Raw genomic sequence first — 21,958 nt, 5'->3', positions numbered from 1 at the left:
CATGGTGATCACTCCTCACACCCCCGCCCAGCTGTGGATATCTCGGGCAGGGTAGGTTGAACACCTGGGTCAAATTTGGGTCGGCAGGGCCCTCACGGGTGGGTCAAATTTCAGTCGGCGTCAACACGGCTATAGCGCATGCCGCGCTGCTGGAGCGCTGCCACGGTCCTCGGCTCGATGTCCCAGAACACCAGGTTTGCAAGGTATGAACTGGTGGGCGAGCCCTGGTAGACCCGGCCCCCATTGGTCACCAGCTTCGTAAGAAGCTCGGATGGCGCCTCGCCGAAGCCAAAGAAGCGCCGCCAGATGTCATACGCATGCTCTTCCGTGATGTGGTCGAAAAATCCCTTGATGTCTTCAGTCAGCACGGTGACCGAACCCTCGTGAACCTTGGCGTTGCTGATGAAGTCGCAGCCGCGGATGGAACCGTGTAGGTACTCAGGAAAAACGACCTTCTCGAAGAAGACCTTATTTATCCGCCTGAGAAGCGGCTTCAAGGGAGGGCGGGTGTCGTAGACGTCTCTGAAGCCGTTGCCACTCTTCTTGGGCTTCGGTTTTGGGCCGATATACAGCTTGGAAATGCGATCGGCGAGCGAGCCCAGCAGCGCCTCGGGAACGGCAAGCGCACGACAGAGCGAGTTGACGCTCTGGATGGGATCGTGAGGGTAGGTGGGGGATTTCGGGTTCACGAACGCATCACGTCCAGGGCAGCGGCCGATAGTCGACGCGAGGTCTCTGGGTCGATGCCTTCGAGCTCGGTGGTATCTGCAGCAAGGAACAAAAGGATCGGCGTCGGCACGCCCATGGCGCTGGCGATCTTCTCGATGCTGGAAAGCGTTGGCTCACGCTTGCCGGATTCAATCATCGACAGGTAAGACGTCGAAAGTTCGGTGCGCCCCGCCAGCTCTCCGAGAGAGAGCCTCTTGGCGGAGCGGCACACTTTCAACGCATGTCCAATATTCAATTCGTACTCCAACAAGGAAGTTGGGCTTCCTGCTCTGCAACACCGTCGAACTCACTTGTTGAACAGCGACATCACGTTCGTGAAGACGCCAATCAACGTCGCGAAGATTTGGTAGAGCTCGGCTCGCAAACGAGCCTTCTCTTCCTCTTCAATCGCGACCTCGACCGCCGCTGCGCAACGGTCGAGGCGAGCTTTCAATTCGTCTCGAGCTGGGGCATCAAGCAAACCACCTCGCGAGTCGAGCCAGACATCCAGCTCGGTCACAAGTTTCTTTAAGTCAGAAGACTGCATGGGGGTTCTCCAAGTCCGGGCAAGACGCCCGAGCCGCAGAAAGCGAAAGCCGGAAGGAGTTGCTGATGCCCCGGAAGCCCACCACCGTTCTGAACGCGTTCGAGCCGCATCTACGACCCGGTCGTTCGCGCCCGGCGCCCGGACCCTGGGGAAGCCGGGCCCGTTTGCGGACGGAAGCTGAGTGATGGTCACACCCAGCGCCAAGCTCGTGCCTGGCGAAGAGCAAACCTTCGTTCCTGCTGGAGAAGTCTTAGAACTTAAAGAACGTGTGAGCGAAACGCTCACCCTGGGCAAGCACTGTGCCTGAGATCTCAATTCCTGTCAACAAAGTTCACTGTCAGTGAAACGCGGATGTGGTTTTGAAGCCGACCGCATGAGCGCGCTCAAGCCGCACCTGCGGCCCCGGTCTTTCGCGCCCGGCGCCGGACCCCGACCCCGACCTCGAATCGGCTTCGGTTCAGACTTAGACGACGAGAGTTCCGACTTAGCCGGCGATCGACACCAAGAATTGGGGGCCTTGAATCGTCATCCTGCGTCCCTATAATGAGCAGCTGCTAGCACTCTCCACAATCGAGTGCTAACGAAATCGGACTGAATAATCAGCCCCGTTTTTTCGGTGCGCCGCGGCTCGACGAGCCCGCGACCACTGCGGTTCAAACTCTCTGAAGGAGACCCCATGAAGCTGCGCCCCCTGCACGATCGCGTGATCGTTCGCCGCCTGGAACAGGAAACCAAGACCGCCTCCGGCATCGTCATCCCCGACAACGCCGCCGAGAAGCCTGACCAAGGTGAAGTCCTGGCCGTCGGCCCCGGCAAGCGCGACGACAAGGGCAATTTCTTGGCCCTGAACGTCGTCGTCGGCGACCGCGTGCTGTTCGGCAAGTACTCCGGCCAGACCGTCAAGGTTGACGGCGAGGAACTGCTGGTCATGCGCGAAGAAGACCTCTTCGCCGTCGTTCAAAAGTAATGGTCCGGGGATGGACCATCACGCGGTGATGCTCCGTCCTCGCTGACTTACTGGCTTGCGGGACAGACCGCAGCGCGCAGCGCGAGCTCTGTCCTCAACTGACTCAGAGAAATTGTCTCTGACCCCAATTTAGATTCGGAGAATTCCAAATGGCAGCAAAAGACGTGATCTTTGGCGGCGAAGCCCGCGCCCGCATGGTTGAAGGCGTCAACATCCTGGCCAACGCGGTCAAGGTAACCCTGGGCCCCAAGGGCCGCAACGTCGTGCTCGAGCGCTCGTTCGGCGCCCCCACGGTGACCAAGGACGGCGTGTCCGTGGCCAAGGAAATCGAGCTGAAGGACAAGCTCCAGAACATGGGCGCCCAGATGGTCAAGGAAGTTGCTTCCAAGACCAGCGACAACGCCGGTGACGGCACCACCACCGCCACCGTGCTGGCCCAGGCCATCGTCCGCGAAGGCATGAAGTACGTGGCCGCCGGCATGAACCCGATGGACCTGAAGCGCGGCATCGACAAGGCCGTCGCCGCCCTGGTGACCCAGCTGAAGGCTGCCTCCAAGGCCACCACGACCTCCAAGGAAATCGCTCAAGTCGGCACGATCTCGGCCAACAGCGACTCCGAAGTCGGCCGCATCATCGCCGAGGCGATGGACAAGGTCGGCAAGGAAGGCGTCATCACCGTCGAAGACGGCAAGAGCCTGGACAGCGAGCTGGACGTCGTCGAAGGCATGCAGTTCGACCGCGGCTACCTGTCGCCCTACTTCATCAACAACCCCGAGAAGCAAGCCGCTCTGCTGGACAACCCGTTCGTCCTGCTGTTCGACAAGAAGATCTCGAACATCCGTGACTTGCTGCCCACGCTGGAGCAAGTGGCCAAGGCCGGCCGTCCGCTGCTGATCATTGCCGAAGAAGTCGACGGCGAAGCGCTGGCGACGCTGGTGGTCAACACCATCCGCGGCATCCTGAAGGTCGTCGCCGTCAAGGCGCCTGGCTTCGGTGACCGTCGCAAGGCCATGCTGGAAGACATCGCCATCCTGACGGGCGGCAAGGTCATCGCCGAAGAAGTCGGCCTGACGCTCGAGAAGGTCACGCTGGCCGACCTGGGCCAGGCCAAGCGCGTCGAAGTGGGCAAGGAAAACACCACCATCATCGACGGCGCCGGTGCTGCTGCCGACATCGAAGCCCGCGTCAAGCAAGTGCGCATCCAGATCGAGGAAGCCACCAGCGACTACGACCGCGAGAAGCTGCAAGAGCGCGTGGCCAAGCTGGCCGGCGGCGTCGCCGTCATCAAGGTCGGTGCTGCCACCGAAGTCGAGATGAAGGAAAAGAAGGCCCGCGTGGAAGACGCGCTGCACGCCACCCGTGCCGCCGTTGAAGAAGGCATCGTCGCCGGCGGCGGCGTGGCCCTGCTGCGTGCCAAGCAAGCGGCTGGCGAGATCAAGGGCGACAACGCCGACCAGGACGCCGGCATCAAGCTGATCCTGAAGGCCATCGAAGCCCCGCTGCGCGAGATCGTCTACAACGCCGGCGAAGAGTCGTCGGTCGTCGTCAACGCCGTGCTGTCCGGCAAGGGCAACTACGGCTACAACGCCGCCAACGGCACCTATGGCGACATGATCGAAATGGGCATCCTGGACCCGACCAAGGTGACCCGCACCGCGCTGCAGAACGCCGCGTCCGTCGCGTCGCTGATGCTGACGACCGAGTGCATGGTCGCCGAGTCGCCGAAGGAAGAAGCTGCCGGCGGCGGCATGCCTGGCGGCATGGGCGGCATGGGTGGCATGGGCGGCATGGACATGTAAGTCCACGCCGGCGACACACCCGTCGCTGACAAACGAGAAGGGGCTGCGCGAGCAGCCCCTTTTTCTTTGCCCGTCTGGTTCCTGCGCGGCTATTCGCCCGCCCGCGCCGCCGAACGTGCCAGCGTATAGGTCAGCCCCAGGCCGTAGGTGACGCCGTTGGTCTGGCGTACGAGCGGGCTGTCGCGGTTGGCGGCGCCCGCGACGCTGTCGAAGCGGCCGAACGCGAACACGCGCAGGTCCGGCGTCAGTTGCCGCGTCACGCGGCCGTTCAGGCGCCAGGCGATCAGGCCGCCATGCGCAGCATAGGCCGGCCGGTCTGGCAAGGCTTCGGACGGCGCCACCGCGTAAAAGGTCGAGCCGAGCCGCCGGTCGCCGAAGAAGCCGCGCACGTTGGCGCCATAACCCCATCCGCCGCGTGCGGCGCTTTCCACACCCAGTTCGGGCTCGAAGCTCATGCCCTTGTGCCTGAACTGGTCGCCTGCATCGAACACGCCGCGCAACGGCAGCTCGAATGTGACGCGGTCACGCGCGCCGCGCCCGTTCAGGAACCAGCGGGCCACCGGACCGGCCTCCAGCAGGGTGCCCAGGCGCTGCATGCCCTGGCGAGCCCGCAGCGAGCGCCCGCCCGTGCCCAGCGATGCGGCGACGGAAATATCCAGCTCGAAGTGCTCTGAACGCACCGCGCGCAGCCCCGCGCCCTCGTCGTCGGCGCGGAACACGTCGCCGCGATAGATCACGTAGGGCAGCACGAGGCCGCGGCGGATCTGCTGGTCGGCGCCCGGGTAGGCCTGCTGGGAGATGCCGACGCCGAACACGCCCACCTCCCACAGCGGCAGGTCACGGCGCGCGGGCGCAGAGGAGTCGTCGGCATGCGCGAGCGCGCCGATACCGGCCAGGGTCAGGCCAAGGAGACGCTTCATGGGCGGTGAATGAGTCGGAACGGCGCGCATCATGCCGTCAGAACGGCCAGCAGGTCGTCGGCGAAGCGCCCGGCATCGCACAGCGGGCTGGCAGCCATGCGCCCGCGCAGGCTCTGGCGCAGCGCGGCCAGGCCAGCGCGGTCAGACAAGCGTGCCGCGGCGCGGCGCACGTAGTCGTCGGCATCCGTCGCGACCCAGTCATCGGCCAGGCCCAGCGTCTGCATGAAGCTCAGCCCCTGGCGCGAGATGGTCGCCGCGCCGGGCAGCGTCAGCACCGGCACGCCCATCCACAGTCCGTCCAGCGTCGTCATGCCGCCGCCGTGCGGGAACGGGTCCAGCGCGATGTCGACACGTCCGAACGCGGCGAGGTAGTCGGCCAGCGGGCCGGGGCCTTCCAGCTCCAGCCGCTGCGCGTTCCCGGGCCAGCGCGCGCACAGCGCCGCGCTTTCGGCGGCGTGCTGCAGCCCCGGTGCCTTGACGAGCAACCGGCTGCCCGGCGCCGCGTCCAGCACGCGCGCCCACAACGCCAGCACCTCGTCGCCCAGCTTGTGCAGCGCATTGAAGCTGCCGAAGCACGGCGCTTCGCCCAGCGGCGCCACGGCCGGCGCATCGGCCGGCGGCGCGTAGACGGTGAAGCTGTGCGGCAGCCGCCGCAGCGGCTCGACGAAACGGCTCTCGGCGCCTTCGGGCAGCAGCCCGCGGTCGCCGACGAAGGCATCGATCTCGGCCAGGCCCGTACTGCCGGCATAGCCCAGCCAGCTGAACTGCCGCGGTGCGGGCCGGCGCGCGAACACGCCCAGCCGGTGGCCGCCCGTGTGGCCGTTGAGGTCGACGAGGATGTCGATGCCGTCGGCGGCAATGCGCAGGGCCAGCGCGTCGTCGTCCAGTGCCGCGACGTTCAGCCAGCGCGGCACCGCCGCGCGCAGGCGCTGCGTCAGTGCGTCCTCGGTGCGCGAGCCGGCGTAGACGAACAGCTCGCAGCGCGCCGCCAGCGCCGGCAGCCAGGCCTCGGCCAGCCGCCCGACCGGGTGGCTGCGCAGGTCGGCCGACACCAGGCCCACGCGCAGCGGCCCCGCAGGTCGGGCGGGGCGAGCCACGGCCGGCGCCCGCACCGCGCGGCCGAACCCAGCGGCCTCGTCGCCCGTGTCCGCACCGCGGTAGGTGCGCAGCAGCAACCGGTCGCTGCGCGCCGTCGGCAGCGCCGGGTCCAGCTCGATGAGCCGGCCCAGCACGGCGTCCGCCTCGTCCAGCGCGCCCTGGCGCTTCAAGGCCTGGGCGAGATTGCCCAGCGCCTGCGGCGACTGCGGCAGCAGCGCCAGAGCCTCCCGGTAGGCTGCCACCGCGCCGGCATGCCGGCCGGCGGCCAGCCGCAGGCCACCCAGGTTGGCCAGCACCGCCGCACGGCGCTCGCCGGCCACGCCGGCCAGCAGCGCGGTGCCGAGCACGATCTCGCCGGACTCCGGCTGCAGCAGGCTCAGGTTGCAGGCCGCCTCGGCATGGCCTGCATCCAGTGCCAGCACGCGCTCCCAGGCCTCCACGGCACCAGCCGCATCGCCGCCGGCCTGCAGTTGCTGGCCCAGCCGGAACCAGGCGTCGACATGCACGGGCGCCAGGACCACCGCCCCACGCAGCGCCGCGACGGCGTCCGCCGCCCGGCCCGCCGCGGCCAGCGCCGTCGACGCGTGCAGGCGCAGACCCACGTCACCCGGCTGGGCGGCGAGGGCGCGCCCGAACGCATCGGCTGCATCGGCATGCCGACCCAGCGCCAGCAGCGCCCGGCCGCGGTTGCCGAGGGCCGCGGCCAGGCCGGGCTGCAGCGCCAGCGCGCGGTCGAAGGCCGCCAGTGCCTCGCCCGGCTGCCCCAGCGCCAGCAGCGCGTTGCCGAGGTTGTTGTGCGCGCCGGCCAGGCGCGGTTGCAGCCGCAACGCCTGCTCGTAGGCCGCCCGCGCCTCGGCCCAGCGGCCCCGGTCGGCCAGCATCGCACCGAGGTTGGCCGGCAGGTCGGCATCGCCCGGCAGCAGCTGCATGGCCCGCTCGATCGCCGGCAGCGCATCCTCGCCGAGCAGTTGCTGCGCCACCGACAACGCTTTCCAGACCTGCCCCTCGTTCGGGTGCACCGTCAGGAGCTCTCGTGCCCTGGCCGCCATCTCGGCATGACGACCCGTCTGAAAAAGCGTGAATAGGTCCTGAATTGTCTCGTTGACCATGTGGCTGAGGGGGAGGTAAGCGGCCGCAACACGCTAAGGCGCGCCATGTCGGCGCCAGATAATCTCATCACGCCGTTGTCCCGAGTCCATGTCTGCCAGCTTGCATCCCCATCATCTGATCGACCACGCGTTGACCGAGGCCGGTCCCCTGGCTCGCGAGCTGCTGAATCTCGTCCAGGATGAACTCGACGCCCAGCCCCAGTACTTCCCGCTGCGCGACGGCTGGCGCAAGGTGCGCGGCAACTTCGCCGCCGACTTCGAGGGCAAGCTCATCTCCCTGCTGCAGGCCGGCCGCCGCGGCGAAGACCCGCTGCACCGCCCGCTGCAGATCGGCGGACTCGAGAGCCTGAGCCTCGTCGACGAACACCAGGCGCTGCAGGACGTCGCCATCGCCCACGTCGCCCAGGCGGCCGAGGAGATGAGCCGCGCCGAGCTGCACCAGATCGGCAACTTCTACGCCGCGCTGCGCGGCATCGCCCGCGCCCGCGAACGCGACAACCCGCTGCGCCCCGCCCTCTACGCGCACGCCTTGCACCACGCGCTGGCCGTCAGCCCGGTCGGTGCACAGGCCCAGTACGAGCTGATGCGGGTGGCCGCCGGGCCGCTGGCCCGCGCGCTGAACCGCCAGTACGTCGCCGCCTGCGCAACGCTGCACGCCGCCAACATCGGCGACATGGTGGCCTCGCACGGCCGCACGCAGAGCGACCCGCTGGCCCACCAGCGCCTGGCTGCCGCACGCGGCATCGGCTCGCGCTCCGGCCAGGGCACGCTGGACGGGCTGTCGCGCCGCGTCGACGCCGCCAATTCGCGGCCCCAGGGCCTGGGCGCCGCCGCGCCGCGCGACCCGAACGCCCCCGCGCCCTTCGTGCGCACGACGGGGCCGGACATGCTGAGCCGGCTCTACGACCAGATCCTCGCCGACCCGCGCCTGCTGCCTCCGCTGAAGGCCTTGCTCGCGCGGCTGCAGATCGCCGTCGTGCGCCTGGCGCGCGCCGACGCGACGCTGCTGCGCCGACAGGATCACCCCACCTGGTCGCTGCTGAACCGCGTGGCCGCCCATGGCATGGCCTTCGAACGCGTGGACGACCCGCGCCTCGTCGAGTTCCTGCGCTTCATGGAGGCCGAGGCCCAGTTGCTGGTCGACGCGCCGACGCCCACCGCGATGCTGTTCCAGCAGGTGCTGGCCCGCGTGGACGCGCAGATCGACCAGCAGGCCCGCCAGAGCAGCGCGCAGAACGCCGTCGCGCTGGCCGCGCTGGAACGTGGCCAGCAGCGCAACGAATGGCGCGAGCTGATCCGCGAGCAGATCGACCACCAGATTGCCGGCGCGCCGCTGGCGCCGCGCATGCACCGCTTCCTGCAGACGGCCTGGGTGGAGGTCATCGTCTCGGCGATGGTCCGCCACGGACGCGAATCGCAGGAGGCGCTGGCTGCGATGGAAACGGTGGACGCCGTCATCGACAGCCTCACGACGCCACGCGACTCGGCCGACCGCGAGGCGCTGCGCATGCGGCTGCCGGTGCTCATCGAGCGGCTGATGGCCGGCTGCGACAGCATCCAGCTGCCGGACGCCAAGCGCGAGCCCGCGCTCACCGAACTGATGGGCCAGCACGCCCGCCTGCTGCGCGGCCAGCCGGCGCTGGACCCGGGTGCGCGCCGCCCGACACGGCCCGATGCCACCAGCAGCAACGCACCGGCCTCGGCCGACGAGATCGTGCGGCGGCTCATGGAGGAGCGCGACTCGCAGGTGCCGTCGCACTGGCTCAGCGTCGATGTCGACCGCGGCGAGCTGCCGACCGTGCCGGTGCAGCTCTACAACGAGCACGACTCGCCCGACGCCCGCGCCGCGTTGCAGCGCTGGATCGACGGCCTGCAGATCGGCCGCTGGTTCCACATGTTCATCCAGGGCGACTGGCACACGGCCCAGATCGCCTGGATCGGCGAGGGTCACCAGTTCATGCTGTTCGTCGGCCGCGAGGCGGAAGAGCGCATGCCGCTGACACGTCGTGCGCTGGAGGCGCTGCTGGCCAACGGCCTCATCACGGCGCTGGAGGACGACAGCGTCGTGCAGCGCGCCGTCGACACGCTGATGAGCGACCTGGACGGCGGGTGATGACCCACCCCCGAAGGCGCTGACGCGCATCCCCCTCAAGGGGGCGCCGCCAGCGGCCTGGCAAAGCCAGCTCCGCGGCGGCTGCTCGATCAAGCGGCGGGCTGCGCCGCCGCACAGACCCCATCGTGAAGCGCGTCAGCCCTCGTCAGGCTCGGCAGGCGCCGCCGCGAGCACGTCGTCGGGCACCTCGCCGGCCGACTGGTGCGCCAGCACCCACTCGCGCAGCACCATTGCCACGTCGCCCACGCCGCTCTTCTTGAGCGCCGAGAACAGCGTCACCGCGACGTCGGAGTTCTCTGTCGTCATGCCGGCCAGGAACTCGGTCGTCGCGCGCAGCGCCGCGTCGGCCTCCTTGCGGTTGAGCTTGTCGGACTTGGTCAGCAGCACCAGCAGCTTGATCTCGCCGGTGGCCACGCGGGCCTCGACGAACTCCAGCAACTGCTTGTCGAGGTCGGTCAGGCCCAGGCGCGAATCCACCATCAGCACGACACCGGACAGGCTGCGCCGCACGGCCAGGTAGTCGGCCATCACCTTCTGCCAGCGCACCTTGGCGGACTTGGCGACGGCGGCGTAGCCGTAGCCCGGCAAGTCGGCGAACAGCGCGTCGGCGGCGTCCTTGGGCCCCAGCTCGAACAGGTTGATGTGCTGTGTGCGGCCGGGCGTCTTGGACGCGAAGGCCAGACGCTTCTGCTGCGCCAGCGTGTTGATGGCGGTGGATTTGCCGGCGTTGGAGCGGCCGACGAAGGCGATCTCGGGCAACTCGGTGGCAGGCAGGTGGACCAGCTGGCTGGCCGTGGTCAGGAAGCGCGCGGTGTGCGTCCAGGCCAGGGCCAGCTTCTCGGTCAGAGGTTCCGAGGAAGCGGCATCAGGGATTTCGTTGGTCATGGGCGGGTCGGACGCTGTGATTCGGCATTGTAAAATTCGAAGGTTGCGCCCTTTGAGAACCCAACAAAACATGAAGACTGTCGCCATTCTCCTGTCGAGTCTCTTGCTGGCTGTCACGGCCTCCGCGAACGAGCCCGCCGCCGCGCCGGCCAAGCCGGACCTCGCCAAGGGTGGCACCATTTCGGCCCAGGTGTGCTCGGCCTGCCACACCGCGGATGGCTCGCGCGGCAGCCCGGCCAACCCCATCCTGCAGGGCCAGCATGCCGAATATCTGGTCAAACAGCTGACCGAGTTCAAAGCCGGCAAGCGCAAGAACGCCGTCATGAACGGCATGGCCGCGCCGCTGTCCGAAGAAGACATCCGCAACGTCGCTGCCTTCTACGCCAGCAAGACGGCCAAGCCCGGCTTCGCGAAGAACAAGGACACCGTCGAGCTGGGCCAGAAGATCTACCGCGGCGGCATCGCTGACCGCAGCATCCCGGCCTGCGCCGGCTGCCACGGCCCCAACGGCTCGGGCATCCCGGCCCAGTACCCGCGCATCGGCAGCCAGCACGGCGACTACGTCGAAGCGCAGATGACCGCCTTCCGCGCCGGCACACGCACCAATTCGCCGCAGATGATGGCTGTGGCCGCCAAGATGAACGACAAGGAGATCAAGGCCGTGTCGGACTATGTCGCCGGCCTGCGTTGATCCAGCGCAAACAGCCTTGCTGAACGAAGGCCGGTGTCACGCACCGGCCTTTTTTCTTGGCCGACACTCCCTGACCCAGATCCAGGTCGCCTGATGTCCACCGCCGCTGCCGCTCCCCGCTCCTCCACCGCCCGCGAACTGCTGGACCTGCTCTCGTCCATGCGCTTTGCGATCACGCTGCTGTGCGTGATCTGCATCTCGGCCGTCATCGGCACGGTGCTGCGCCAGAGCGAGCCCATGGGCAACTACATCAACCAGTTCGGTCCCTTCTGGGCCGAGGTGTTCGGCAAGCTGGGCCTGTACACGGTCTACAGCGCGCCGTGGTTCCTGGTGATCCTGGCCTTCCTGGTCGTCTCGACCAGCCTGTGCATCGCCCGCAACACACCCAAGATCCTGGCGGACCTGAAGAACTACAAGGAAGGCGTGCGCGAGCAGTCGCTGCAGGCCCACCACCACAAGGCCATCGGCGAGCTGCCCAGCAACCCGCAGATGGCGCTGGCCGAGATCGGCAACGTGCTGGCGGCGCTGGGCTGGAAGGCCCGCGTGCAGCAGCGCGAGCACGGCATCATGATCGCGGCGCGGCGCGGCGCGGCCAACAAGATCGGCTACCTGGCCGCGCACTCGGCCATCGTGCTCATCCTCGTCGGCGGCGTGCTGGACGGCAACGCGATGGTGAAACTCGCGATGTGGGCGCAGGGCAAGCAGATCTACGCCGGCGGCGCGAACTTCGTCAGCGAGATCGGCGCCCAGCACCGCCTCAGCGCCGCCAACCCGAGCTTCCGCGGCAATGTGTCGGTGCCGGAGCACCAGCGCCGCGGCGTCGCCGTGCTGGGCCTGCCCAGCGGCATCGTGCTGCAGGACCTGCCCTTCGACATCGAGCTGAAAGCCTTCAAGGTCGACTACTACCCGACCGGCATGCCCAAGAGCTTCGCGAGCGACATCGTCATCCACGACGGCGCGACGACCCGCGAGGCCACGGTCAAGGTCAACGAGCCCGTCATCCACAACGGCCTGGCCATCTACCAGAGCAGCTTCGGCGACGGCGGCAGCAAGCTGCGGCTCAAGGCCCTGCCGCTGGCCGGCGGCACGCCGGTCGGCATCGAAGGCATCGTCGGCACGCAGATGAAGTTCGGCGACCAGATGCTGGAGCTGGACGGGCTGCGCGTCATCAACGTCGAGAACCTCGCCAACGACAGCGCCAATGCCAGCGGCGCCGACGTGCGCAAGGTCGACCTCGGCGAACGCCTGAGCAACCACCTGGGCAGCGGCGCCAAGACCAGCGCCACCAAGGCGCTGCACAACGTGGGCCCCAGCTTCAGCTACAAGCTGCGCGACGCGGCCGGCCAGGCGCGCGAGTTCAACAACTACATGATGCCGGTGGAGCTGGACGGCCAGCGCGTGTTCCTGGCCGGTGTGCGCGACACGCCGGCCGACAACTTCCGCTACCTGCGCATGCCGGCTGACGAGAACGGCGCGCTGGACGGCTGGCTGCGCCTTCGCCAGGCGCTGGCCGACCCGGTGATGCGCGACGCCGCCGCCCGCAGCTATGCCGCATCCGCCACACCGGCCGCCCAGCCGCAGATGCGCGAGCAGTTGGTGCTCACCGCGCAGCGCGCGCTGACGCTCTTCTCGGGCGCCGCCGCCAAGCCCGGCGACGAGGTCAAGGGCGGCCTGCCCGCGCTGTCGCAGTTCATCGAGCGCGACGTGCCGGAGAAGGAGCGCCAGCGCGTCTCCGAGGTGCTGCTGCGCATCCTCAACGGCAGCCTGTTTGAACTGCACCAGCTGGCCCGGGAACACACCGGCCTGCCGCCCGCCGCGGTCGACACGCAGACCCAGGCCTTCATGACGCAGGCGGTGCTGTCGCTGTCCGACAGCCTGTACTACCCGTCACCCATGCTGCTGCAACTCGACAGTTTCGACCAGGTCCAATCCAGCGAATTCCAGGTGGCGCGCGCGCCGGGCAGGAAGCTGGTGTATCTGGGTGCCCTCTTGCTCATCGTCGGCGTCTTCGCCATGCTCTACGTCAAGGAGCGGCGGCTGTGGGTGTGGCTTGCCCCCAGCGCCGATACCGCCAGCTCGCAGGTGCGCATGGCCATGTCCAGCACCCGCGAGTCGCCCGACAACGCCACGCTGTTCGCGCAGATCAAGGCCGCCATCCTGAAAGAACACGCATGAACACCACCACCTTCGACCTGCCGCGCCGCCACGCGCTGCAGCGCCGCGACACGCTGGACTGGGCCTTCGCCGCACTCGTGCTGCTGGGCGGCGGCTATGCGTTCAGCCGCTACCACGCCAGCATGGACGTCTACGAGCAGGGCATCCTGCTGTGCGCCGTGCCGGCCCTCATCGCACTGGGCTGGTTCTGGAAGCCGCTGCGGCTGCTGAGCGTCGTGACCGGCGCCGCCACGCTGGTGGCCATCGGCCTGTACGCCCAGCACACCGACAGCTTCGGCGCCGACCTCGCCGCCGGCGAGAAGGTCTTCTGGCTCAAGTACCTGCTGTCCAGCCAGAGCGCCATCCTGTGGATGAGCCTGCTGTTCTACATGAGCACGCTCTTCTACTGGGGCGGCTTCTTCACCGGCGCGGGACGCAACAGCATGGCCGAGGTCGTCGGCTCCAAGCTGGCCTGGGGCGGCGTGGGCATGGCGCTGATCGGCACGCTGGTGCGCTGGTACGAAAGCCACCAGATCGGCCCCGACATCGGCCACATCCCCGTCAGCAACCTCTACGAAGTCTTCGTGCTGTTCTGCTGGCTGACGACGCTGTTCCACCTCTACTACGAGCAGCGCTTCGCGACGCGGTCGCTGGGCGCCTACGTGATGCTGGTCGTCAGCGGCGCGGTCAGCTTCCTGCTCTGGTACACGGTGGCGCGCGAGGCGCAGGAGATCCAGCCGCTGGTGCCCGCGCTGCAGAGCTGGTGGATGAAGATCCACGTGCCGGCCAACTTCGTCGGTTACGGCAGCTTCGCGCTGGCCTCCATGGTGGCACTGGCCTACCTGCTGAAGACCGCCCAGACCCGCTCGCTGTGGATCGGGCTCGTCGCCATGCCGGCGGGCGTCATCGCGGTCATCCTGGCCGTGCGCTTCGGCGCCGCACTGGACGCGGCCACCGTCACCGGCATGGAAGGCTGGGCCTACAAGATCGCCGGCGTCGCCGTGTTCATGGCGCTGGCGATCGCGCTGCGCCCGCGCCTGACGGCCCGCCTGCCCGACCTGCCCCAACTCGATGACCTCATGTACAAGGCCATCGCGCTGGGCTTCGCGTTCTTCACGATCGCCACCATCCTCGGCGCGTTCTGGGCGGCCGAGGCCTGGGGTGGCTACTGGAGCTGGGACCCGAAGGAGACCTGGGCGCTGATCGTCTGGCTCAATTACGCGGCCTGGCTGCACATGCGCCTGATGAAGGGCCTGCGCGGCAACGTCGCGGCCTGGTGGGCACTCGTGGGCCTCCTGGTCACGACCTTCGCCTTCCTCGGCGTCAACATGTTCCTCAGCGGCCTGCACAGCTACGGTACGCTTTGATGAGCCCCTCGTCCAAGGAGTACCTTGGCCGGGACCGCTCTGCGGCCAGCGGCCGCAGAGCTTCGGCAGACACAGGCCGTCCACTGGACGCCCTGTGTCCGGCCTCAGCCCCCGAGGGGACGGCGATGCGTGCGGCATTGAGCCACACGCACATCGCCAGGACGGGCCGGCTTGGGAGCGGCCCGGCGCTCGGCCCGCAACAGCCAAGCACCGCCACAAACGAATGACAGGCGGCTAACGATGCTGGACCGCGAGCCCTGGATGCAGGCCGCGCCGGCCATCGCCGCGGCCTTGCCGGAGCTGGCCTTCCTGATCGGGCCGGACCTGCGCTTCTCCGCGTGCAACCACCCGGACCACGCCGACCTGCACGCCCCCTGGGCCACGCTGCAGGGCCGGCCGCTGGCCGGTATCGGCCCGCCGCATGTGGCTCGTCGCTTCCTCGCAGCCTGCGACAGCCAGCCGCGACGCCTGGGCTACTCCCTGCGCACGCTTGCCGGACGCGCCGCGCGGTTCGAGGCCAGCGTCGCGCCGCTGCCGGGCGGCGGCTGGCTCTGCGTCGCCCGCGATCTCGGTGCCGCTGATGCCGAACAGGCCCGCTACGCCCGCGCGATGCGGGGCTCGGCCGACGGCCTGTGGGAATGGGACATCGCCGCCGACAGCGAATACCTGTCGCCGCGCGCCCGCGCCCTCGCGGGCCGCACGGGCCGCATCGCCGAGCTGCTGCATGCAGACGACCTGGGCCTCTGGCGCGCCGCGCTGCAATCCCATCTGCAGCACGGCGCGCCGCTGGACATCGATGTGCGCCTGGCCGGCCCCGCAGCCCAGCCGGCACGCTGGCTGCACTGCCGCGGCTGGACCGAGCACGGCGCCGACGGCAGGCCCGCCCGCGTGCTGGCGACGCTGTCCGACATCAGCGTTGCCAAGTTCACCGAGCAGGCGCTGACCGACAGCCAGTCCAAGTTCCGCGCCCTCTTCCACACCGTGCCGGTGGGCATCGCGCTGATCGACGCGGCCAGCGAGACCGTCGTCGAGTCCAACGAGGAGCTGGCACGGCTGCTGGGCTGGCCCACGCTGTCCGTTGCCGGCCAGACGGCCGCCGCGCTGGGGCTGGCGCCGCTGCCGGGCCTGGCCGGCCGCACCGAGATCGACGACCGCGAGCTGCGGCCCGCGTCCGGCTGCCGGCTGCACGCCAAGCTGGTGGCCGAGCCCGTCGAGCTGGGCGGCCGGGCCCTGCTGCTGTGCGTCGTCGTCGACATCTCCGCGCAGATCGACGCCGAGGCCACGCTGTCGGCGCTGGCCGAGCAGCTCATGGCCCAGGAGCGCGAGACGACGCGCCACCTCGCCCAGGCCCTGCACGACCAGCTGGGCCAGACGCTGACGGCGCTGCGCCTGACGCTGGACCTCGGCGCCACCGACGCCCGCCAGCAGGCGCGCGACCTCATCGACCAGGCGCTGCGCGAACTGCGCGAGGTGCTCGTCGACCTGCGCCCGCCGCTTCTGGAGGCCGAGGGCCTGTGCGCGGCGCTGGACAACGAGGTCGCCCAGCGCCGCGCGCTGCACTGCAACGTGCGCCTCGCGCTGGACGCCGACGCCACGCTGGCGACGCAGCGCTGGCCCGCCGAGGTCGAATACGCCGTGTTCATGATCGCCCGCGAAGGCCTGGAGAACGCGCTGCGTCACGCCCGCCCGAACGAAGTCCGCGTCTGCTTCCAGGGTGGCCCCGATGACATCGAGCTCCGCGTCGAGGACGACGGCATCGGCCTGGCGCCGGGCTTCGAGCGCCGCCCGGGCCACCTCGGCCTCGTCGGCATCCGCGAACGCGCCCGCGCCATCGGCGCGCGGCTGGCGCTGGAGCCGCGCGCCGGCGGCGGCACCGCACTCACCTTGCTTTGGGAGACTGCCGAATGACCCGAGCCCGCGTCTACCTCGTCGACGACCACGCCATGGTGCGCCAGGGCCTGCGCGCCGTGCTGACCGAAGCCGGCCACGACGTTGTCGGCGACAGCGGCGACATCACCGAGGCGCTGGCCCAGCTGCAGCAGCTCACACCTGACATCGTGCTCGTCGACCTGTCGCTCGGCACGCGCTCCGGCATGGAGCTGCTGGAGGAGTTGCAGCGCCGCCACCTACCGACGCGGCCGCTGGTGCTGACGATGTCGGCCCAGCCGCGCCACGTCGGCATGGCGCTCAAGCTGGGCGCCTGCGGCTACGTGCTGAAAGGCTCGCCGTCGGAGGAACTGCTGCAGGCCATCGAAGCCTTGCGCGCCGGCCGTCGCCACCTGGGTCAGGGCGTGGCCGAACTCGCCGCGCGCGCGCTGGCGCAGGGGTCGGGCGAGGACCCGTTCACCAGCCTGTCGGTGCGCGAGCGCCAGGTCGTCACGATGGTCGTCAACGGCCAGTCCAGCAGCGAGATCGCCGCCGAGCTGCACCTGTCGCCCAAGACGGTGGACAGCTACCGCAGCCGGCTGATGGCCAAGCTGGGCGTCGCCGACGTGACGGCTCTCGTCAAGCTGGCGCTGCGGCACGGGCTGATCAGCGACGACGCCTGATCAACCGGCGGCGACATAGCCGACGCGAAAGCGCGGTGCAGGCGGTTCGTCCGGCCACAGCTCGAAGCTGGCGCTCATCCACGGCCCGGGGTCGTACAGCCCGGCGGTGGTGCTCGCGCCGCCGCGCACCTCGTCGCCCAGCGTGGCCCAGCGCGCCTGGCGATCAGGCGCGCCTGTCAGCGCCGACACCGCCCACAACCGCACCGCCGGCCGGCCGAAGTCCGCCGACAACGCGGCAAAGCCCGGCCCGCGCAGGAAGCGGTCCATGCCTGCCGTGTCGCGCCAGACGTAGAACGGCGCGTACAGGTTCTGCGCCCCGTCCTCGCCGCGACAGGCGTAGAGATAGGCCTTGAACAACAGCCCGTCGAAGCCGTCGAGCAGGTGACCCTTGTCGCGGATGCGCTGGCGGATGACGGCCATGTCGTAGTCGTCGGGCAACGTGATCGTGTATTGCATCGCCAGCATCACGGCTCCAGTGCGTCGATCAGCGCGACGCCGTTGGCGAACGACCAGTCCTCGGCTTGCGTCGACGTGATGACCATCATCACGTCGCGCGGCGCGATGCCCGGCGACTCGGCCAGCCGCTCGGCCAGGCGGCGGTAGAAGCGCCGCTTCGTGTCTGCCGAACGCGGCTTGCCAGCCGTGATGGCGATCAGCACGAAGCCGTCACCGCGCGGGCCACCGAGGTAGTCGCGGTCAACGACCAGCTCGCCGGGCGCGTGCTGGTGGAAGACATGGAAGCGATCGGCCGGCGGCACGTCGAAGGCCTCGACCATGGCCGCGTGCAGGCCGTCGGACAGCGCAACCAGGAATGCCGGCGGCCGGCCGGCGTGCAGGGAGATGCGGGTGTAGGGCATGGCGGGTCCTTCAGAGTGCGTCCAGCACCGTGCAGGCCGTGGCGGCGGCGGGCCAGCCGGCATAGAAGGCCAGGTGCGTGACCAGCTCCGCCAGCTCCTCGCGCGTGACGCCGTTGTCCAGCGCACGCCGCAGATGGAAAGGCAGTTGCTCGGGGCGCACCAGCGCCACCAGCGCGGCGACGGTGACGAGGCTGCGGTCGCGCGGCGTCAGCGGCAGGCGCTGCCAGACGTCGCCGAACAGCACCTGCTCGCTCAGTTCAGCCAGCTTGGGCGCGACGCGACTGATGGGGTGGGTGGCCAGGGAAGATGAAGTCATCGGAGGGGTCCTTTCAGTTCTGATCTCAGCCGAAAGTTAGGCCCTTCTCTTCGTCCTGATAATCAGAAAGTTCGGGACGCAACGTCCCGTCAATCAGGACGATCACGATGCGCCGCATCACCTTCGATCTCGACGTGCTGCGCACCCTCGTCGCCGGCGTGGAGCTGGGCAGCTTCGCCAAGGCGGCGGACCGGCTGGGGCGTTCCACCTCGGCCGTCAGCGCGCAGCTGAAGAAGCTGGAAGACCAGGCCGGCTCACCGGTGCTGCGCAAGGCCGGCCGCGGCATGGTGCTGACACCGGCCGGCGAGGTGCTGCTGGGCTACGCGCGCCGGCTGCTGGACCTCAACGACGAGGCGGCCCACGCGGTGCGCGGCGCCGAGCTGAAGGGCGAGGTGCGACTGGGCGTGCAGGAGGACTTCGGCGAGTCGCTGCTGCCCACCGTGCTGGGCGGCTTCGCGCGCGCCCACCCCAACGTGCGCGTGCAGGCGCGGCTGGCACGCAACGCCGAGCTGATCGAACAGGTCGAGCGCGGCCAGCTGGACCTGGCGCTCGCCTGGGACGGCGGCCGGGCCACGGCGCACACGCGGCGTGTCGCGCGGCTGCCCATGCAGTGGATAGGGCGCGCCGGCCAGGCCCCGACAGGGCTGGCCGCCGACGAACCGGTGCCGCTGGCCGTGCTGGAGGCCCCCTGCCTGATGCGCAGCACCGCCATCGCAGCGCTGGACAAGGCGCGGCGCCCCTGGCGCATCGCCTTCACCAGCCCCAGCCTGGCCGGCATCTGGGCCGCGGTGGACGCCGGCCTGGGCGTCACCGTGCGAACCCGCGCCGGCCTGCCCGAGCGGCTGGCCGCGCTGCCCGGCCTGCCCCGGCTGCCCGCCGTCGCACTGCAACTGCATCGCAGCGACGCCGATCCCTCAGGCCCGGTACAGCGCCTGGAAAGCCTGCTGCAAGCTCACCTGAAGACCTCGCTCAACATGCTCCGAACGGCCTGACAGCCTCGATCAAGATTTCCCGGCATCGCCACCACGGGGGGGCACCTAGATTGAGCTCCCATGATTGCCGCCGAACTTCCCGCCCCCGAAACCCGCGAGGCCGAGCGCCTGCAGTGCCTGGCCGAACTGGGCCTCGCCGGCCCCGGCGCTGACGCCGAGCCAGATGCCGTGCTGGACGGCCTGGTGCGCTGCGCGGCCCACCTGCTGGGCTTCCCCGTCGCGCTGGTCAGCCTCGTCGGCGAGCGCCGCGTGTGGTTCAAGGCACGCTACGGCATCGACCTGACGGGCGACGACCGCGACACCTCGTTCTGCGCCCATGCCATCCGCGGCGAGACCTTGTTCGAGGTGCCCGACGCCCACGCCGACCCGCGCTTCGCCGCCAGCGCCTGCGTCACCGGCGGGCCCCGCCTGCGCGCCTATGCCGGCCTGCCCATCCGCCTGGACGGCCTGACGCTGGGCGCGCTTTGCGTGGCCGACACCGTGCCGCGCCGGCTCGACGCGGTGCAGGCCACGCTGCTGGCCGACATCGCCAACGCCGTGGCGGCCTGGTTCAGCCACCGCCGCGAGCATGCCGATCTGCTGGCCAGCCGCGCCGATCTGCAGGATCGCGCCGAGCTGCTGATGAGCCTCAGCCGCGAGACGCCCGGCATGCTGTTCCAGTACCGCAAGCCGCCCGGCCAGCGGGGCCGGCTCAGCTTCGTCAGCGGCCAGGCCGAGGCCGTGTTCGGCGCACTCGCGCCGCTGCAGCCGCCGGGCCTGCGCAGCTATCTGGAGCGCTGCCACCGCGACGACCTGCGCGGGTTGCTGCGCTGCATGGCCGATGCCGCCCACACCCATCAGCCCTGGCAGCACCTGTTCCGCGTCTGCCTGCCTGATCGGCTGCAACCCGGCTGGCGCTCCGTGCACGCCAGCCCCTCGCGGCTGGCCGACGGCACCGTGCTGTGGCATGGCTTCATCGCCGACGTGGACGAGCATGTCGAGGTCGCACGCCTGCGTCGCGACAAGGAAGCCGCCGAGCGCGCCAGCGCCGAGAAGAGCGCCTTCCTGTCGCGCGCCAGCCATGAACTGCGCACACCGCTGAACGCGGTGCTGGGCTTCAGCCAGCTGCTGCTGCTGGCCGACGACGAACCGCTCACCGCACGGCAGCGCGAGCGCATCGAGTGGGTGCTGTCGTCGGCCCAGCGGCTGCACCAGCTCGTTGACGGCCTGCTGGACCTGGATCGCGCCGAGGCCATCCGCGAGCCCGAGGCCGCCAACGGCCCCGCCGCCGACGCCTTCACGCTGCTCTACATCGAGGACGAGCCGCTGAACACGCTGCTCGTGCAGGAAGCGCTGCGCGAGCGCCGAGACTGGCAGGTGCTGCACGCCGCCGACGGCCGCAGCGGCCTGGCGCTGGCGCGGACGCGCCGGCCCGAGGTCGTGCTGGCCGACATCAACCTGCCCGGCATCTCGGGGCTGGAGGTCGTGAGCCAACTGCGCGCCGACCCGGCCCTCGCCGACACGCTGTGCATCGCGCTGTCGGCCGACGCGACGCCGACCCAGATCGAGCGCGCGATGCAGGCCGGCTTCGACGATTACTGGACCAAGCCGCTGGACGTGCTGGAGCTGGCCGGCCGCCTTGCCGACGCACTGGCACGCCACGGCGGCCGCTGACGCGGCAAAGACAAGACCAGGGAGAACGCCCATGCCGACCATTGCCATCACCCCCTGCCGGCCGCGTCGTCCACCACCGCTGCGGGCCCGCCCCAGCGCCATGGCCGACGACGAGGCCTCGGGCAGCACCCCGATCCGCCTGCTGGTCGTCGACGACGACCTGAACGCCATCGAGCACCTGGGCCACCTGCTCAAGGGCTTCGCCCAGGTCAGCTTCGCCACCAACGGCGAGGACGCACTGCGCCTGGCCCTGCAGCAGCGGCCCGACCTCGTGCTGCTGGACATCGAGCTGCCGGGGGTGGACGGCTTCGAGGTCTGCCGCCGCATGCGCGCCATGCCTGCGCTGCACGACCTGCCCATCGTCTTCGCCACCCGTCACGGCGATGCCGGCACCGAGGCGCAGGCACGGCGCACCGGCGGCGACGACTTCCTGCGCAAGCCCTTCGACGACGTGCAGGTGCTGGCGCGGCTTCGCCTGCAGCTGCGCGCCGGCGCGGCCCACGCCGAAGACCTCGTGGCCGTCGCGCCGCAGGCCTCCATGCTGTCCTACCTCGCCCACGAGATCGGCAACCCGGTCAACGTCATCAAGGGCTTCGCGCAGCTGATGCAGGCCGGGCCGCTGCAGGCCGGCCAGGCCGAGAAGCTGTCCCACATCCTCGAAGCCGTGGAACGGCTGCGCGGACTGCTGGACGACATGACCGACGTCGCACGCATGGAGTCCGGCCAGTTCCACGTCGAGACCGCCGAGGTCGAGCTGAACAGCTTCCTGCAACAGGCCTGCATGCCCGCGCAGGCCCAGGCGGCCCAGGCCGGCGTGCATCTGCACCTGCCCACGCCGGCATGGCCCGTGCGCGTCCGCGCCGACGCGCGGCGGCTGCGCCAGTGCCTGGACAACCTGCTGTCCAACGCCCTCAAGTACGGCGATGACGGCGGTCGCATCGACATCGAGATCGAGGACCGCGGCGGCGAAGTTGTGCTGGCCGTGCAGGACCAGGGCGTCGGCTTCAGTGACAGCCAGATGGCGCAGCTCTTCGAACCCTACAACCGCCTGGGGCGCGACGGCGGCGCCATCCCCGGTACCGGCCTGGGCCTCACGCTGACCCGCGAGCTGATGCGCGCGATGGGCGGCCGGCTGCTGGTGCACAGCGACGGCACCGGCCACGGCGCCCGCTTCGAGCTGCTGCTGCGCGCTGCCGATTGAGGCGGCCCGGCCGCGGCCCCACAATCAACGCG

At 69.7% G+C, this 21,958-nt stretch carries 20 protein-coding genes; 11 read left to right on the top strand and 9 right to left on the bottom strand.

The window, feature by feature from the left end:
* Window positions 1–110: 110 nt before the first annotated feature.
* From ACG04R_RS16200 to ACG04R_RS16190, 3 genes are read right to left on the bottom strand one after another with little or no spacing between them, the layout of a single operon-like run.
* Window positions 111–689 carry a reverse transcriptase family protein gene (locus ACG04R_RS16200; RefSeq protein ID WP_394412674.1) on the bottom strand — a complete coding sequence of 193 codons (579 nt, stop codon included), beginning with the start codon at window positions 687–689 and terminating at the stop codon, window positions 111–113.
* Entirely contained in the window at window positions 686–979 is a 294-nt protein-coding gene (locus ACG04R_RS16195; RefSeq protein WP_394412671.1) for a helix-turn-helix domain-containing protein, read from the bottom strand. Before ACG04R_RS16195 ends, ACG04R_RS16200 begins: the two co-directional genes overlap by 4 nt.
* Before the next feature lie 36 nt (window positions 980–1,015).
* A complete protein-coding gene (locus ACG04R_RS16190) occupies window positions 1,016–1,255 on the bottom strand; it encodes a hypothetical protein (protein WP_394412668.1) in 240 nt (79 codons plus the stop codon).
* A gap of 676 nt (window positions 1,256–1,931) precedes the next feature.
* On the opposite strand from ACG04R_RS16190, the gene ACG04R_RS16185 reads away from it, so the two are divergent.
* Window positions 1,932–2,222, top strand: coding sequence for a co-chaperone GroES (locus ACG04R_RS16185; RefSeq protein ID WP_394412665.1), 291 nt, complete (start codon window positions 1,932–1,934; stop codon window positions 2,220–2,222).
* A 149-nt stretch (window positions 2,223–2,371) separates the two neighbouring features.
* The gene (gene groL, locus ACG04R_RS16180) at window positions 2,372–4,021 is read left to right on the top strand and encodes a chaperonin GroEL (RefSeq protein WP_394412660.1); all 1,650 of its coding nucleotides are present in this window, start codon (window positions 2,372–2,374) and stop codon (window positions 4,019–4,021) included.
* 89 nt (window positions 4,022–4,110) lie between these two features.
* Here groL and ACG04R_RS16175 read toward each other — a convergent pair whose 3' ends face one another.
* On the bottom strand, window positions 4,111–4,941 hold the full coding sequence (locus tag ACG04R_RS16175; protein ID WP_394412657.1) for a MipA/OmpV family protein: 831 nt from the start codon (window positions 4,939–4,941) through the stop codon (window positions 4,111–4,113).
* A gap of 29 nt (window positions 4,942–4,970) precedes the next feature.
* A complete protein-coding gene (locus ACG04R_RS16170; RefSeq protein ID WP_394412654.1) occupies window positions 4,971–7,058 on the bottom strand; it encodes an O-linked N-acetylglucosamine transferase, SPINDLY family protein in 2,088 nt (695 codons plus the stop codon).
* 190 nt (window positions 7,059–7,248) lie between these two features.
* Here ACG04R_RS16170 and ACG04R_RS16165 point away from each other — a divergent pair, with 190 nt between their 5' ends.
* Window positions 7,249–9,261: a DUF1631 family protein gene (locus tag ACG04R_RS16165; protein ID WP_394412651.1), complete on the top strand. Its 2,013-nt coding sequence runs from the start codon at window positions 7,249–7,251 to the stop codon at window positions 9,259–9,261.
* Window positions 9,262–9,396: 135 nt separating this feature from the next.
* Here ACG04R_RS16165 and yihA read toward each other — a convergent pair whose 3' ends face one another.
* Complete coding sequence (yihA, locus tag ACG04R_RS16160) at window positions 9,397–10,146, bottom strand: ribosome biogenesis GTP-binding protein YihA/YsxC (RefSeq protein ID WP_394412647.1); 750 nt, start codon at window positions 10,144–10,146, stop codon at window positions 9,397–9,399.
* A 70-nt stretch (window positions 10,147–10,216) separates the two neighbouring features.
* Between yihA and ACG04R_RS16155 the strand changes: the two genes are divergently transcribed.
* The 5 genes from ACG04R_RS16155 (at window position 10,217) to ACG04R_RS16135 (ending at window position 16,907) form a co-directional block, all read left to right on the top strand.
* Window positions 10,217–10,837: a c-type cytochrome gene (locus ACG04R_RS16155; protein ID WP_394412644.1), complete on the top strand. Its 621-nt coding sequence runs from the start codon at window positions 10,217–10,219 to the stop codon at window positions 10,835–10,837.
* Between the two features lie 93 nt (window positions 10,838–10,930).
* Complete coding sequence (locus ACG04R_RS16150) at window positions 10,931–13,012, top strand: cytochrome c biogenesis protein ResB (RefSeq protein WP_394412641.1); 2,082 nt, start codon at window positions 10,931–10,933, stop codon at window positions 13,010–13,012.
* Window positions 13,009–14,358: a c-type cytochrome biogenesis protein CcsB gene (gene ccsB / locus ACG04R_RS16145; RefSeq protein WP_394412638.1), complete on the top strand. Its 1,350-nt coding sequence runs from the start codon at window positions 13,009–13,011 to the stop codon at window positions 14,356–14,358. The genes ACG04R_RS16150 and ccsB overlap by 4 nt, the downstream gene beginning before the upstream one ends.
* 240 nt (window positions 14,359–14,598) lie before the next feature.
* Window positions 14,599–16,266, top strand: a complete 1,668-nt coding sequence (locus ACG04R_RS16140) for a PAS domain-containing sensor histidine kinase (protein ID WP_394412635.1) — start codon at window positions 14,599–14,601, stop codon at window positions 16,264–16,266.
* The gene (locus tag ACG04R_RS16135; RefSeq protein WP_394412632.1) at window positions 16,263–16,907 is read left to right on the top strand and encodes a response regulator; all 645 of its coding nucleotides are present in this window, start codon (window positions 16,263–16,265) and stop codon (window positions 16,905–16,907) included. The genes ACG04R_RS16140 and ACG04R_RS16135 overlap by 4 nt, the downstream gene beginning before the upstream one ends.
* Here the strand turns inward: ACG04R_RS16135 and ACG04R_RS16130 are convergent, their stop codons facing one another.
* The 3 genes from ACG04R_RS16130 to ACG04R_RS16120 are packed head-to-tail and all read right to left on the bottom strand — an operon-like array spanning window position 16,908 to window position 18,080.
* Complete coding sequence (locus ACG04R_RS16130; RefSeq protein WP_394412630.1) at window positions 16,908–17,372, bottom strand: DUF4865 family protein; 465 nt, start codon at window positions 17,370–17,372, stop codon at window positions 16,908–16,910.
* Window positions 17,372–17,764, bottom strand: a complete 393-nt coding sequence (locus ACG04R_RS16125) for a tautomerase family protein (protein ID WP_394412627.1) — start codon at window positions 17,762–17,764, stop codon at window positions 17,372–17,374. Before ACG04R_RS16125 ends, ACG04R_RS16130 begins: the two co-directional genes overlap by 1 nt.
* Window positions 17,765–17,774: 10 nt before the next feature.
* Window positions 17,775–18,080, bottom strand: coding sequence for a carboxymuconolactone decarboxylase family protein (locus tag ACG04R_RS16120; protein ID WP_394412624.1), 306 nt, complete (start codon window positions 18,078–18,080; stop codon window positions 17,775–17,777).
* A gap of 107 nt (window positions 18,081–18,187) precedes the next feature.
* On the opposite strand from ACG04R_RS16120, the gene ACG04R_RS16115 reads away from it, so the two are divergent.
* From ACG04R_RS16115 to ACG04R_RS16105, 3 genes are read left to right on the top strand one after another with little or no spacing between them, the layout of a single operon-like run.
* On the top strand, window positions 18,188–19,072 hold the full coding sequence (locus tag ACG04R_RS16115) for a LysR substrate-binding domain-containing protein (RefSeq protein ID WP_394412621.1): 885 nt from the start codon (window positions 18,188–18,190) through the stop codon (window positions 19,070–19,072).
* A 60-nt stretch (window positions 19,073–19,132) separates the two neighbouring features.
* Window positions 19,133–20,725, top strand: coding sequence for a response regulator (locus ACG04R_RS16110; protein WP_394412618.1), 1,593 nt, complete (start codon window positions 19,133–19,135; stop codon window positions 20,723–20,725).
* A gap of 31 nt (window positions 20,726–20,756) precedes the next feature.
* A complete protein-coding gene (locus tag ACG04R_RS16105; protein ID WP_394412615.1) occupies window positions 20,757–21,926 on the top strand; it encodes a hybrid sensor histidine kinase/response regulator in 1,170 nt (389 codons plus the stop codon).
* Window positions 21,927–21,958 lie beyond the last annotated feature (32 nt).

The sequence above is a fragment of the Pelomonas candidula genome, assembly GCF_043555985.1.
Lineage (GTDB): Bacteria > Pseudomonadota > Gammaproteobacteria > Burkholderiales > Burkholderiaceae_C > Pelomonas > Pelomonas candidula.
Note: the sequence above shows the minus strand (reverse complement) of the source record. Positions and strands in the feature narration are given on the sequence as shown.

Bases quoted from the DNA above. Each gene is read 5' to 3' on its own strand.
- ccsB (WP_394412638.1), top strand. From the start codon at position 13,009: ATGAACACCACCACCTTCGACCTGCCGCGCCGCCACGCGCTGCAGCGC.
- ACG04R_RS16120 (WP_394412624.1), bottom strand. From the start codon at position 18,080: ATGACTTCATCTTCCCTGGCCACCCACCCCATCAGTCGCGTCGCGCCC.
- ACG04R_RS16150 (WP_394412641.1), top strand. From the start codon at position 10,931: ATGTCCACCGCCGCTGCCGCTCCCCGCTCCTCCACCGCCCGCGAACTG.
- ACG04R_RS16130 (WP_394412630.1), bottom strand. From the start codon at position 17,372: ATGCTGGCGATGCAATACACGATCACGTTGCCCGACGACTACGACATG.
- ACG04R_RS16105 (WP_394412615.1), top strand. From the start codon at position 20,757: ATGCCGACCATTGCCATCACCCCCTGCCGGCCGCGTCGTCCACCACCG.
- ACG04R_RS16110 (WP_394412618.1), top strand. From the start codon at position 19,133: ATGATTGCCGCCGAACTTCCCGCCCCCGAAACCCGCGAGGCCGAGCGC.
- ACG04R_RS16185 (WP_394412665.1), top strand. From the start codon at position 1,932: ATGAAGCTGCGCCCCCTGCACGATCGCGTGATCGTTCGCCGCCTGGAA.
- ACG04R_RS16135 (WP_394412632.1), top strand. From the start codon at position 16,263: ATGACCCGAGCCCGCGTCTACCTCGTCGACGACCACGCCATGGTGCGC.
- groL (WP_394412660.1), top strand. From the start codon at position 2,372: ATGGCAGCAAAAGACGTGATCTTTGGCGGCGAAGCCCGCGCCCGCATG.
- ACG04R_RS16155 (WP_394412644.1), top strand. From the start codon at position 10,217: ATGAAGACTGTCGCCATTCTCCTGTCGAGTCTCTTGCTGGCTGTCACG.
- ACG04R_RS16175 (WP_394412657.1), bottom strand. From the start codon at position 4,941: ATGAAGCGTCTCCTTGGCCTGACCCTGGCCGGTATCGGCGCGCTCGCG.
- ACG04R_RS16115 (WP_394412621.1), top strand. From the start codon at position 18,188: ATGCGCCGCATCACCTTCGATCTCGACGTGCTGCGCACCCTCGTCGCC.
- ACG04R_RS16125 (WP_394412627.1), bottom strand. From the start codon at position 17,764: ATGCCCTACACCCGCATCTCCCTGCACGCCGGCCGGCCGCCGGCATTC.
- ACG04R_RS16140 (WP_394412635.1), top strand. From the start codon at position 14,599: ATGCTGGACCGCGAGCCCTGGATGCAGGCCGCGCCGGCCATCGCCGCG.
- ACG04R_RS16190 (WP_394412668.1), bottom strand. From the start codon at position 1,255: ATGCAGTCTTCTGACTTAAAGAAACTTGTGACCGAGCTGGATGTCTGG.
- yihA (WP_394412647.1), bottom strand. From the start codon at position 10,146: ATGACCAACGAAATCCCTGATGCCGCTTCCTCGGAACCTCTGACCGAG.